This window comes from Campylobacter showae (genome assembly GCF_963515975.1).
In the GTDB taxonomy this organism is placed as follows: Bacteria; Campylobacterota; Campylobacteria; order Campylobacterales; family Campylobacteraceae; genus Campylobacter_A; species Campylobacter_A showae_F.
The window spans coordinates 42,403-56,000 of the sequence record NZ_CAUPZM010000002.1 but is presented as its reverse complement, the minus strand read 5'-3'; the positions used below and the strand labels follow the sequence as shown (position 1 = coordinate 56,000).

Annotated in this window: 6 protein-coding genes; 4 read left to right on the top strand and 2 right to left on the bottom strand. The window is 46.2% G+C overall.

Going from position 1 to position 13,598, the window contains the following annotated elements; genetic code table 11:
- Positions 1–94: 94 nt before the first annotated feature.
- Together RWM02_RS01020 and fumC are read right to left on the bottom strand one after the other, a co-directional pair.
- The gene (locus RWM02_RS01020) at positions 95–634 is read right to left on the bottom strand and encodes a hypothetical protein (protein ID WP_314068516.1); all 540 of its coding nucleotides are present in this window, start codon (positions 632–634) and stop codon (positions 95–97) included.
- Between the two features lie 10 nt (positions 635–644).
- Entirely contained in the window at positions 645–2,072 is a 1,428-nt protein-coding gene (gene fumC, locus RWM02_RS01015; RefSeq protein ID WP_314068515.1) for a class II fumarate hydratase, read from the bottom strand.
- A gap of 100 nt (positions 2,073–2,172) precedes the next feature.
- Here fumC and pbpC point away from each other — a divergent pair, with 100 nt between their 5' ends.
- The 4 genes from pbpC (at position 2,173) to RWM02_RS00995 (ending at position 13,586) form a co-directional block, all read left to right on the top strand.
- Positions 2,173–4,341 carry a penicillin-binding protein 1C gene (pbpC, locus tag RWM02_RS01010; RefSeq protein ID WP_314068513.1) on the top strand — a complete coding sequence of 723 codons (2,169 nt, stop codon included), beginning with the start codon at positions 2,173–2,175 and terminating at the stop codon, positions 4,339–4,341.
- The gene (locus RWM02_RS01005; protein ID WP_314068511.1) at positions 4,341–9,506 is read left to right on the top strand and encodes an alpha-2-macroglobulin family protein; all 5,166 of its coding nucleotides are present in this window, start codon (positions 4,341–4,343) and stop codon (positions 9,504–9,506) included. Before pbpC ends, RWM02_RS01005 begins: the two co-directional genes overlap by 1 nt.
- A 129-nt stretch (positions 9,507–9,635) precedes the next feature.
- Positions 9,636–12,479, top strand: a complete 2,844-nt coding sequence (locus tag RWM02_RS01000; protein WP_314068509.1) for a valine--tRNA ligase — start codon at positions 9,636–9,638, stop codon at positions 12,477–12,479.
- A 120-nt stretch (positions 12,480–12,599) separates the two neighbouring features.
- Entirely contained in the window at positions 12,600–13,586 is a 987-nt protein-coding gene (locus RWM02_RS00995) for a diaminopimelate dehydrogenase (RefSeq protein WP_314068507.1), read from the top strand.
- The last annotated feature ends 12 nt before the right edge of the window (positions 13,587–13,598 follow it).

Sequence of the window (13,598 nt, the reverse complement as noted above, 5' to 3'; positions counted from 1 at the left end):
TATATTTTGATATTTTAAAATCAAAATCGCCCTATTTCTTAAATTTACGAATTTAGTTCAAAGGCTTTAAAATTTGAAATACAAATTTACGGCGTCAAATTTTACTCTGGCCGCCTTGCATTTCTAAAATTCGCGCGCTTATTTGCATTATCTGCGCAAATACCGCTCCCTTTTGCGTCTCAAGCGAGGCCGCCATATCTTTTGCGTATGGATTTTTGCTCGCTTTTACTCGCTTTATCGCGGCTTCAAGCTCTTTTAGTCGTTTTTGCAGTTTTTCTAGCTGCTTTTTTAAGATATCGGCGCTGCTTTCACCCTCGTTTGCGCTATCAAAAAAATCTGACGCGCCGCGCAAGATATCGCCTCTATCGCCGCTTTGCAAATTTACGCTTTTTAAATTTAGCGCGCCTGCGTTTAAATTTGCCGCGCTAGCCGCCGCTGAGCTTTTGCCGACGCTCATCAAATTTGAGTTTAAATTTATGTTTAGTTTTACATCCATCGCCGCGCCTTTAAATTTAAAAGTATATCGGCAAATTTGAGTAAAATTTAAGGCGCAACCGTAAATTTCGCTCTTAAATTTACGGATTTTACTTAGGCTCGGCAAAATCGCCCAAATCTCGCCGAGCCCAAAAATCAAGCGACCAAATTTACTCCTTCGGCGCGATCATATCCTCAGGCACCACCCACGCGTCAAATTCCTCAGCGGTTAGTATGCCCGATTTTATCGCTTCCTCACGCAGCGTCGTGCCGTTATGGTGCGCGGTTTTGGCGATCTTAGCGGCATTTGCGTAGCCGATGTGCGGATTTAGCGCGGTTACGAGCATCAGACTTTCGTGCAGTAGCTTGTCGATTTTAGCCTCGTTTGCCGTGATACCGCAAGCGCAGTGTTTCTCAAAGCTTACCATAGCGTCGCTTAGCAGGCGGATGCTTTGGATGAGGTTGTAGGTAAGCACCGGCTTAAAGACGTTTAACTCGAAGTTGCCCTGGCTGGCGGCGATGGAGATCGAGACGTGGTTGCCCATTACTTGCGCCGCTACCATCGTGACGGCTTCGCACTGCGTCGGATTTACCTTGCCCGGCATTATCGAGCTTCCGGGCTCGTTTTCGGGGATGTTTATCTCGCCGATGCCGCATCTTGGCCCGCTTGCCAGCCAGCGCACGTCGTTTGCGATCTTCATCAAATTTGCCGCCAGACCGTTTAGCGCGCCGCTTAAAAATACCTCGGCGTCGTGGCTGGTTAGGCCGTGAAATTTATTCGGATGGGACTTAAATTTAAACGCCGTGCCAGTTAGCGCGTTTAGCTCGTCGCTTACCATTTCGCTAAATTTCGGGTGCGAGTTTAGCCCCGTGCCCACCGCGGTGCCGCCGATGGCAAGTTCTTCTAAAAACGGCATGGTAGCTAGGATCTGCGCCTTGCTCGCCTTTAGCATATGCGCGTAGCCGCTAAATTCCTGTCCGAGCGTGAGCGGCGTGGCGTCTTGCAAGTGGGTGCGGCCGATCTTTACGATCCCCGCAAACTCGGCGGTCTTTTTATCCAGCGTCGCTTCAAGTTTTTGGATTGCTGGCAGTAGCTTTTTTTGCAGCTCCAGTACAAAGGCTATTCGCATCGCCGTAGGATAGGTGTCGTTTGAGCTCTGGCCTTTATTTACGTGATCGTTTGGGTGCACGAATTTTGCGTCTTTGGCGTCCAATGCCGCCTTATCGCGGAAATTTAGCCCCAAAATCTCCATCGCGCGGTTTGAAACGACTTCGTTTAAATTCATATTCGACTGCGTGCCCGAGCCCGTCTGCCACACGACCAGAGGGAAATTTCCGTCCAGCTTGCCGTTTAAAATTTCATCGCACGCCTGCGCGATCGCCTCGGTGCGAGGCTCGTCTAGGCGGCCCAGCTTGCGATTAACCAGCGCGCACGCCTTTTTTAGGTAGGCAAAGCCCTCTATGACCTCTCTTGGCATCGTCTCCAGCCCCACTCCGATCTCGAAATTTTCGCGGCTACGCTGCGTTTGCGCTCCCCAATATTTGTCGTTTGGAACCTTTACCTCGCCCATCGTGTCTTTTTCTATTCTATATTCCACGGTTTTCTCCTTTGCTTAAATTAATATTTGAAATTATATATCAATTATCATAAATTTAATCTTTCGAGATTTTATGCGTAAAATTCGATATAATCGCGAAATGAAAAGAGTTTTAGCTAAATTTATCAAATTTTTTCTCGCCTTTGTCCTGCTTTGCTTCGTAGCTTTTTTGGCGCTTGATTACGCTTATCCGCTTGACACGAAAGCGCTAAAGCGGGAAAATTCGCTTATACTTTTTGATAAAAACGGCCAAATCATAGCCCTTCGGCCTAGTAGCGACGAAATTTGGAGATTTGAAGCCAAAAACATCCCGCAGACGCTAAAAGATAGCGTTATTTTGTTTGAGGACAAATTTTTCTACTACCACATCGGCGTAAATCCATTTGCCATGATCCGCGCTGCAGCGCATAATTTCACGCACTCTAACCGCATCGGCGCATCCACGATCACGATGCAAGTCGCGCGCATGATGAAACGGGACGAACGCACCTACGCAAATAAATTTAAAGAAATCTTTACCGCGCTTCAGCTTGAGTGGCATTACAGTAAGGACGAAATTTTAGATTTTTACTTTAACCTCGCTCCATACGGCGGAAATATCGAGGGTGCTGCGGCTGCGGCGAGGTTTTATTTCGGTAAAGAGCTTAGCGAGCTTAGTATCGCCGAATGCGCGCTTTTAAGCACGATCCCAAAAAATCCAAACGCCAACCGCCTAGATAAAAAATCAAATATCAACGCGCTAAAAAACCGCGCCATTAAGCTACTTTATAAAGCGGGCGTGATAGATCAAAGCGCCTTCCAAAGGGCACAAAGAGAGCCGTTTAAAAACAAACGCTACGACGCCGTTTATAAGGCCAGGCACTACGCCGCACAAGCTCTAAAAAACGGCGTTACGCACTCAAATTTGGATCTAAATTTGCAAATTTTACTCGAAAACGCGCTAAAAAATACGGCAACCTCGCTAAAATCAAAAGACGCCTACAATGCCGCGGGGATAATAATCGATAACAAAAATATGAGCGTAGCGGCATACGTAGGCTCGCACGACTGGCACGCTCCGCAGGGACAAAACGACGGCGTAACGATGAGTAGAAACGTGGGCTCGACGCTAAAGCCGTTTATATTTTCGCTAGGACTCGACGAGGGCTTCATCACGCCAAAAAGCCAGATGATAGATACAGAAATTTTCCTCGGAGAGTACGCGCCCAAAAACTACGACAGCAGGTTTTTCGGTATCATCTCGGCGACCGAGGCGCTAGCGCTCAGTTTAAATATCCCCGCCGTTAGCCTAAACAACAAGCTTGGCGAAAACTCTCTTTACGAGTTGCTTTCTAGAGTGCATTTGGTGAGTTATTCAAAGGAATTTTACGCAGACAGTATCGCGCTTGGAAGCGCGGAGATGAGTTTGCTAAATTTAGCCCACCTCTACACGATCTACGCAAACGGCGGCGAGCTAAAACCGCTTGAAGTCGCGGGTAAGACGCTACTAGGCTACGGACGGCTAATAAGCCCGCAAAGCGCCTATCTAACCTCAAAAATGCTCTCCTCCGCCTCCCGCAGTTATCTAGGCGTCGCGTGGCAATATGCAAAAGACACGCCGCAAATCGCCTTTAAAACCGGTACCAGCTACGGCTCGCGCGATATCTATACGATCGGCGTAAATAGCGACTACACGGTCGCGGTGTGGTTTGGTAACTTTAACGGCAAAAAGACGCAAAATTTAAGCGGATTTAGCGACGCTTCTCGCACGGTTTTTGACGTCTTTAAGCTGCTGGCTCAAAAGCAAAAATTATCTTTCATGAACACGCCAAGCGGCATAGAGAGCAAAAAAACCTGCCTTGACGCATTTAAATTTAAAGAGTGCAGAGACGAGGAGGAGGACTGGCGGATAGAGGGAGTAGAGCTAAAAGATATCTGCGAGAGTATCAGGGGCGATGAAGTAGGATTTTTACTCAAAAACGGCGCGATCACTCAAGAAGATATCAAAGATAGTCCTTGTTACTATAAGTTTAAAAGCTATAAACCTCTCGTTGCAACGCCGTCAAATAATCAAATTCTGCTAAGCGACGAGAATTTAACTAAAGTTATGCTAAAATGTTACGCATATATCGGCGATGAGATATATCTCAAGATCGACGAAAACGAATGGGAAAAAGTAAACAACGCGAGCGAAAATACATTAAATTTAACGCAAGGCAAACATAAGCTCGGGTGTCTGGACGAAAATTCGAATTTAAGTGAAATCAATATCGAAATAAGGAGGTTTTAATGCGTTTTAAGCTAATCGGCTTAAGCCTAAGTTGCCTTTTGGCATCACATTTAAGCGCCTTTACGCTTGACGGTTCAAGCAGGGCATTAGACGACGGCTCGGTGAGTCTTGGCGTCAAATACGCTCAAAACGAACAGTCGCTCATAGGCAAAGTTACGCACAAAAAGATAATCGAGTGCTCTCCAGAGGTAACCGGAGCCTTTGAATACGGATCAAGCCAGATTTTATTTTACCCTAAAAAGCCTCTAGCAAAAGGCGTAAGCTACTCGTGCAAAAAAGGCGAGAGCAAGGCCAAATTTTACGGCGGGGACTTCGTACTATCAAATATGATCGAATACTCCGGGGATACCTTTTTAGCGGTATTTAACGATGATGTTAGCGAGGATGAGTTTGCCGCAAATTTTAAAATTTACGACAAGCAAAATTTAGCCAAGCAAAATATCAAATATAAAATCGTAGCCAAAACGCCTAGAAGCTTTCAGATAAAGCTACTTGAAAGCGGCGACAATTTGGTATTTGCGGTCTCCAAAAATCTCAAAAACGCTTCGGGTGTAAATTTAGCCGACAACTTTGAAGTCGTGCAAAAAGTCTCAAACCCTGATGAAAATTTCGTCGATAAGCCAAAAGCCAAGACTATGTTTTTAAACGAGGTCGAGGGCATTAGCTTAGATAACGGCAAACTAGCGGCTAGACTCTATCTTAAAGATTGGGTGGATTTGGATAATATTAAAAAATTCATTAAGGTCGAGGGCGTAAATAGCTTTGAAGTGAGCGATATGGAGTACACCAGCCATCAAGACGCTGACGGCGAGTATTACTACTACTATATCGACATCACCAGCAACGACTTCAAACCGCAGACAACATACAAAGTCACTTTCTACAAGGGCTTTGGCGACGACTACTCGATGCTTCGAGAAAACTCTATCTTTAACGTCGAGTTCGGCGATCTAAAGCCGTTTTTAGAGTTTACCGATAGCGGCACGTATATGTCTAGCCTAGGCGAGATCGGCGTAAAAAGCGTAAACACAAACACCGCTAAAGTCGTCGTCGAGAAGCTAAAAGAGCAAAATTTAAGATACTTTTTAAATTTCACCGAGACTCCTTTAGATAACTATGCCGAAGAGGTCGCTAGCAAAAACTACGAGATCGGTGGCGCTCAAAACGAAATGCAAAAAAGCAAGATCAAACTTGACTTTGCCGAGGGCGGCGACGGAGTTTATCTGGTCACGATCTACTACGACAAAGACAAAAGCGTCCAAAAACCGGTCTATCTAACAGATATCGGCCTAAGCATGAAAGTTTCAAAAGACGAGGTATTTTTATTTGCCAACCGCTTGAGTAAAAACGAAGTGGTCGCAAACGCGGACGTCAAAATCTACTCCGTAAAAAATAATCTCATCGCAAGCGGCATTACAAACGACGAAGGCGTGTTTAAATTTAACAAAAAAGACATCGGCAAAGACGTCTCAAGCGCAGTTTTAACGCTGGGCAAGGAGCAAAGCTTCATCGCTCTATCGCAAAATAAACGCTTAAACGAGGAGTCGAATTTAGACGCCAAAGATAGAAGCGAAATTTATAACGCATATTTGCATTTTGCTAGCAACATCATCCGCCCGCAGGAAAACATAAAAGGCGAAATCATCATCAAAAACGCGCTGTTTAAGAGCCTCTCAAACATGCCCGTTAAGCTAAAAATCAGAGATCCGCAAAACAAAGTAATCCTAGATAAAAGCATAAACACGACCGAGCTTGGCGTGATAAATTTCGACGAGCCGGTAAACTCGGGACTAACGGGAACCTTTAAATTTGAAGTGATCTTTGCAAATAAAATCATCGATAGCTACGACTTCTCGGTCGAGTCATTCACTCCGCAACGCATCAAAAACGAGGTCAAGCTAGATAAGCAAATTTACGCTCTAGATGATCTAATAGACGTAAAACTGCAAAGCAACTACCTTTTCGGCGGCGCGGCAGCTAATTTAGAGGGCGACGTGGCGTTAAATTTATATCAGCAAGATTACAAAAACGATAAATTTAAAGAGTATAAATTTAGCAACGGCGAATACGCCGCAAACGGCCTAGATCAGTTTACTAAGCCCGTAACTCTAGACGGCGAAGGTAAAGGCGCAACTGCGTTTAAGCTGCAGAACAAAGGCAAAATCGCGAGCATCTTAAAAGGCACCGCGGTATTTACCATTAACGACGACGGCAAAAACGTGAGCGCTAGCAACGACTTTAGCGTATATCCTTTTGACGTGATGGTCGGCGTCAGAGCAAACGACACCTACATCGACGCAAACTCCAAACTAACGCTAAATTTCGTCAGCGTCGATCCGCTCAAGGACGAGGAGCTAAAAGATAGACAAAAAGCCGTAGAGATCAAAAAAGCCATTTGGGACTACAACTATAACAAAGAAGGCTATCTAAAATGGAGCAAACGCTACGAGAAAGTATTTAGCGATACTCTTAGCGGTAGCGAGTTCGTTTATGACTTCAAACAAAGCGGCGACTACGTAGTCGTAGTTTCCGATATCCTAAGCGGCCACTCGTCAAATTTAGATATCTATGTTAGCGGCTGGGACTACGGCGGCACTTTGCAACCGACAAAAGAGCTAGCTAAAGCCAAAATCAAGCTAAACCAAAAAGTCTATAAAAAAGGCGACTCGCTAAACGTAGACGTTAGCTCCGTGCTAAAAAGCGGTATCGGTATCATCACGGTAGAGTCCGAAAACGTCAAAAAGTATAAAGTCGTAAACATCCAAAACAACGTCGCAAACGCTAAATTTGACCTTGATTTCGACTTTGAGGGACTTTACGTCACGGCATCTATCATGCGCGTAGCCGATAACGACACTATGCCGTTTAGAACCTACGATAAAGTCTATGCAAAAGCGGATAAATCATACCGAGCGACAAACGTCAGCATCGAAGCGCCCAAAGTCGTGAAGTCAAACTCCAAATTTAAAACTAGCGTAAAAACCGAGCCAAATGCGGAAGTTACGCTATTTGCGGTCGATGAAGGCGTGCTTCAGATAACAAATCAAAAGCTAAAAAGCCCTCTTGACTTCTTTGACAAAATTTTAAACGACGGCGTGCTTGACTACGACATCTACTCAAATTTGAGCGGATTTAAAAAAGACGGCAAAGTACTAAGCTTCGGCGGCGACGCGGCGGCTGCTCTCATGGAGATGAGAATGGCAAAATTTGCTAGCCCCGTCGATAAGAAAAACGTCAAAACATACATCAAAATGCAAACCGCAAAAGCGGGCACGGACGGCGTAGCAAACTTTGACGTAGAGGTTCCGAGCGACTTTAACTCCGAGATAAATTTGGCCGCGCTTAGCGTCATCGGCGATAAACTAGGCTTTAGCGTAAATGCCGTCAAGGTAAAAGACGATATCATCCTAAAACCGACGCAAACGGCGTATTTGATCCAGGGCGACCAGGTAAACTACACACTAAGAGTGATAAATACGACTAAAGAGCCAAAAACCGTCGCTCTAAGTATAGATACGAACCTAAACGCGCAGCTAGCCGTCGATAGTATCGAGCTAAAACCTAACGAAAACGCGAAGTTAAATTTCACGATCGACGCTAACGCTACTGGCAAATCATATATAAATTTCACCGCAAACGACGGTAAAAACGGCTATACCTACTCGCAAAAGCTTGACGTCATCCACGCCTATCCGCTTAGCACCTACGCTAAAAATTTCCAGGCTACAGTGGAAAAAACATTTAAGCTTGACAGTGAGTTTAAACGCATCAGAATCGACGCTTCAAGCTCTATAAAAGGCGTACTAAGCGCAAATAGCGATAAGCTCGTCAACTACCCTTACGGATGCGCCGAACAGCGCTCAAGTAAGCTTTTTGAGCTAAATTTCCTAGTGCTTGGCGGAGATGATTCTAAAGAAGCTAAAGCAAAAGAAGCCGATAGAAGAAGATTCGTCGAAGCGGGCATACAAGACGTCGTCAATATGCAAAAAACAGACGGCAGCATCGGCTACTGGAATCAGCTAGGCTATACGAACAACTTTGCTTCTATCTACTCTATCGATATGCTGTTTACGCTTGAAAAATCAGGCTTTGCGCTTGATAGCCACGTAAAAAATAAAGCGATCGACTGGTTAAGGGCGTTTGGTAGCAACGACAACTTCCAAGCTCTTTACGCAGCCTACGTCCTAAGCACGCAAAAGAAACTCGATAGATCAAAGCTAAACGCTCTATACGATCAAAAGAGATACCAGGGCAGCGCGCTTGAGGGCTACTTGATGGCGGCGATCCTCAAAAACGAGGGATTAAATAAAGAGAGCGAAAAAGTGCTAAAAGAGCTAAATAAATCGACCTATAACCGCGAAAAAGAGCTAGCAGATAACTTCGGTTCAGAGATCAGAAACAAGGCCTTTATGCTGCTTTTACACGCTAATCACTTTGAGAAAAACGCATTTAGCGATGAGCTAGCCGACTACCTGATCGCTCGCGTCGATAAGCTACATTCGACGCAGGAGCGCGCATTTACGCTAAGAGCGCTAAGAGCCTATATCAAAGACGTCTCAAGCGAGAACAAATTTAAGCTTATCGCCGACGGACACGATCTAAATTTCGACGGCCGCGGAGCTATCAACATCGCTCCTAAAAAGCCTGAGATCACTATCGTACCTGAGAACGGCGCAGCCGTGTATCTAGGCGTTAGCGCGTCAGGCTACAAAAAGCTAGACGTAAATCATAAATTTGACAAAAAAGGGCTTGATATCTACAGAACCTTCGTCGGCAAAGACGGCAAAGAGATCGATATCAACGCGCTTAAGGTAAACGACGTCATCTACTCGAAGCTTTCTCTTAAAACGAATGAGTTTATCAGAAACGGCGTGATAAACGAAACGATCAGCCCTTGCCTTGAGGTGGTAAACGAAAATATCGTACCTAACGTAAGAACTGAAGCTACGAAAAACTCTTTAACTCTCGAGCATCAAAACATCGAGGACGACAGAGTTTTGAGCTTTTACAGCTTGGACGCTAGCAAGGATGCGCACGTGCTCTACACGCCTCTTCGCGTCGTCATGAGCGGTAAGTGCATGCTGCCTGCGGTCATCACGGAAAACATGTACGACGAGAGCATGAGCGACTACGATCTAGCTCAGCACGAATTTATCGTCAAATAATCCTTTGCGAAGCGGTTTTTAGCCGCTTCGCTTTCTTTGCCTATTCTTAAAAACAACCTATTTTAAACATACTATTAGCAAATTTGTAGTAAAATCCGACATTTTTTAAACAATTATTAAGGATAAAATATGGCGGAATTTTACGACGCAAAAGAGATAGAAGATAAATTTTATAAAATTTGGGAAGAACGCGGATATTTCGAGATAGACGCGAACAAAAATATCCGCAAAGACGGCCGTAAATTTTGCATCATGATGCCGCCTCCAAACGTAACGGGCTCGCTTCACATCGGGCATGCGCTAACCTTTACGCTACAAGACATAATGACGCGCTACAAAAGAATGGACGGCTACAAAACGCTGTGGCAGCCGGGCCTTGATCATGCCGGTATCGCCACGCAAAATGTCGTTGAAAAGCAGCTCCTAGCCCAAGGCGTCAAAAAAGAAGAACTCGGACGCGAAAAATTTGTAGAAAAAGTCTGGGAATGGAAAGAAAAAAGCGGCGGTATGATCGTGCATCAGATGCGAAAACTAGGTATCTCTCCGGCATGGTCGCGCCAAAGATTTACGATGGATGAAGGGCTAAGAAAAGCGGTCAAAAAAGCCTTCGTAAATCTCTACGAAAAAGGCCTCATCGTGCGCGAAAACTACATGATAAACTGGTGTACGCACGACGGCGCGCTCAGCGACATCGAGGTCGAGCATAAAGAAAACAAGGGCAAACTTTATCATTTGAGATACTACCTTGCGGACGAACAAAATTTAACATCAAATTTAAACAAACAAGCCGAAGTATCGTGCGGTGAATTTGCGGGTTGCAAGAGGGGCACGAACGAGGCGCAAAATTTAAACCAAAAAGACGAGGCGAATTATCGCGAAGAGAGGCGAGGCGGAGTGGATTTTGACGACGGGAGCGCACTGGTCGTGCGTGACCGAGGAGAAATCCGCTCTAACAAAGCATATCAAAGCGAGAATTTGCCGTATATCGTTGTAGCAACGACAAGGCCTGAAACATATTTCGGCGATACCGCGGTAATGGTAAACCCGAACGACGAACGCTATAAAAATTTGATCGGCAAAAAAGTAATCCTGCCGATAATCGGTCGCGAGATAAAGATCATCGCCGACGAGCACGTCGATATGGAGTTTGGAACAGGTCTTGTGAAAGTCACCCCGGCGCACGACACTAACGACTACGAGGTCGGCAAAAGGCATGATCTAGAGTTTATCACAGTTTTTGACGAAAAAGGCATCCTAAACGAGCAGTGCGCGCAGTTTAAGGGCTTAGAAAGACTTGAGGCTAGAGACGTCATCGTCGCAGAGCTAGAAAAGCTCGGAAACGTCGAGAAGATCGAAGACTACGAAAATCAAGTCGGCTACTGTTACCGCTGCAAAAACGTCGTCGAGCCATACATCTCAAAGCAGTGGTTCGTCAAAAAACAGATCGCGGACGACGCGATCGCAAAGGTCGGCGAAGGCTTAGCTAAATTTTACCCGGCTCACTGGATAAACAGCTTTAACGCCTGGATGCGCGAGCTTCGCGACTGGTGTATCTCGCGCCAGCTATGGTGGGGACATCAGATCCCGGTATTTTACTGCGGCAAGTGCGGACACGAGTGGGCGGACGAAGGCGAACCGACGCAGTGCCCAAAATGCAAAAGCGTAAATTTCCATCAAGACCCGGATGTCCTTGATACCTGGTTTAGCTCGGGACTTTGGCCGTTTAGCACGCTTGGCTGGGGCAACGGCGAGGAGCTAAAAAACGAGAAATGGTTTGATGGCGATTTGACCGAATTTTACCCAAACAATCTACTAATCACCGGCTTTGATATCTTGTTTTTCTGGGTGGCTAGGATGATGTTTCAGGGCGAAAACGCGCTAGGCAAGCTGCCGTTTGACGATATCTACCTGCACGCTTTGGTTAAAGACGAGCAAGGCAGAAAGATGAGCAAGAGCCTAGGCAACGTCATCGATCCGCTCGTTAGCATCGATGAGTACAGCGCCGACGTCTTGCGCTTTACGCTTGCACTGCTTGCCGTGCAGGGACGCGACATAAAGCTAAGCGACGAAAAGATGAAGCTCGTGAGAAATTTTACGAACAAGCTTTACAACGCGAGCAAATACCTGCTGCTAAACGAGTCTAAATTTGCAAATTTAAGCGACGCGAAAATCGAAACAAAGCTTGGCAAATACATGCTAAGCCGCTTTAACGAGTGCGTGCGCGAAGTGCGAGAGAACATCGACGCCTACCGCTTTAACGACGCGGCAAACGCTATTTATAAATTTTTATGGGACGAGTTTTGCGACTGGGGCATCGAGCTTAGCAAAGCCGATAAAGGCAGCGTAAGGGAGCTTGGAGCGATATTTAAAGAGGCTATGAGACTACTAAGTCCTTTTATGCCGTTTATCTCAGAATACCTTTTCCACGAGCTTAGCGGCTCAAATTTAGAAAGCGCGAGCTCTATCATGATAGAGGCGTATCCGCAGGCAAATGAGCGCGATTTGAAGATAGAAAAGACCTTTGAGCTGGTGATCGAAGCCATCGTCGCGATCCGCCGCGCAAAGGCGACCATCGAGCAAGGCAACTCAAAGATCGCAAAAGCCTTTATCAAGCTAAACGGAAACGAAAATTTGACCGAGGCGACAAACTACGTCTCGCTGCTAGCTAAATGCGAACAGATCGAGTTTTGCGACGCCAAAATCGAAAACGCCGCGCGCGACGTGAGCGAAAATTTAGAGGTATTCGTACCGCTTGAGGGCATGGATATGAGTGCTGTTATCATGCGACTGCGGTCGCAAAAAACCAAACTAGAAAAAGAGATAGCAAAGCTATCAAGCATGCTAAATAACGAGAAATTCGTAGCCTCAGCCCCGCAAGCCGTGGTCGAAGCCAACCGCGAAGGGCTAGCTAGCGCGACGCAAAAGCTAGAAAAGGTAGATAGCGAGCTAGCGAATTTGGGAGCGGTCGATTGATATTTTTTGGTTTTTGCGTTAGGACTTGGCAGATCCAAACGGTACCTTGAGCGGTTAAATTTAAACTACGGCGTACCGTTTAGTGCGCAAAAATTTAAAAAAAAATAAAAGGACAGAAAAATGAACGAAAAAATAAAAATAGCGGTTTTGGGATATGGAAATTTAGGTCGCGGCGTAGAGCTTGCCGCGCGAAATAGCAAGGATTTGCAGCTTTCGGCTGTTTTTAGCCGCAGAAACCCAAACGAAGTAAAAACATACGGAGCTCCGGTGTTTAGCGTGGACGAAATTTTATCGCACAAGGGCAAATTTGACGTTTTGGTGCTTTGCGGCGGTAGCGCGACGGATCTACCGACGCAGACGCCTGAGTTTGCGCTAAATTTTAACGTCGTAGATAGCTTTGACACGCACGCAAAAATCCCCGAGCACTTCGCCGCGGTGGACGCCGCCGCCAAAGCGGGCGGAAACGTAGGCATCATCGCCGTTGGCTGGGATCCGGGACTGTTTTCGCTAAATAGACTATTTGGCGAGAGCGTGCTGGAAAACGGCAGCAGTTATACGTTTTGGGGTAAAGGCGTGAGCCAAGGCCACTCAGACGCTATCCGCAGAATCGAGGGCGTCGTGGATGCGCGCCAATACACCGTACCAATAGAAAGCGCCTTGGAACAAGTTCGCGCGGGTAAAAATCCAAATTTAACTACGCGCGAAAAGCACCTGCGCGAGTGCTACGTCGTGGTCGAGGACGGCGCCGATAAAGCGCGCATCGAAAAAGAGATAAAAACGATGCCAAACTACTTCGCCGACTATGACACGAGCGTGCATTTCGTGGGTCTTGAAACGCTAAAAAAAGAGCACGGCGGCATCCCTCACGGAGGATTTGTTTTGCGAAGCGGAGCGACTGGCGAGCACGGAGAAAATAAACATCTGATCGAGTTTTCGCTAAAGCTTGACTCAAATCCGGAATTTACCGCAAGCGTACTCGTAGCCTACGCCCGAGCAGCGTATCGTTTGGCGCAAAAGGGCGAGCGCGGCGCATTTAGCGTGTTTGACATCGCTCCGGTGCTTCTTTCGCCAAAGAGCGCAGATGAGCTAAGGCGCGAAATTTTATAAATTTTAGTAGCG

What these genes read in the sequence shown, in the direction of transcription:
- pbpC (WP_314068513.1), top strand. Translation starts at nt 2,173, where the DNA reads ATGAAAAGAGTTTTAGCTAAATTTATCAAATTTTTTCTCGCCTTTGTC.
- RWM02_RS00995 (WP_314068507.1), top strand. Translation starts at nt 12,600, where the DNA reads ATGAACGAAAAAATAAAAATAGCGGTTTTGGGATATGGAAATTTAGGT.
- RWM02_RS01005 (WP_314068511.1), top strand. Translation starts at nt 4,341, where the DNA reads ATGCGTTTTAAGCTAATCGGCTTAAGCCTAAGTTGCCTTTTGGCATCA.
- RWM02_RS01000 (WP_314068509.1), top strand. Translation starts at nt 9,636, where the DNA reads ATGGCGGAATTTTACGACGCAAAAGAGATAGAAGATAAATTTTATAAA.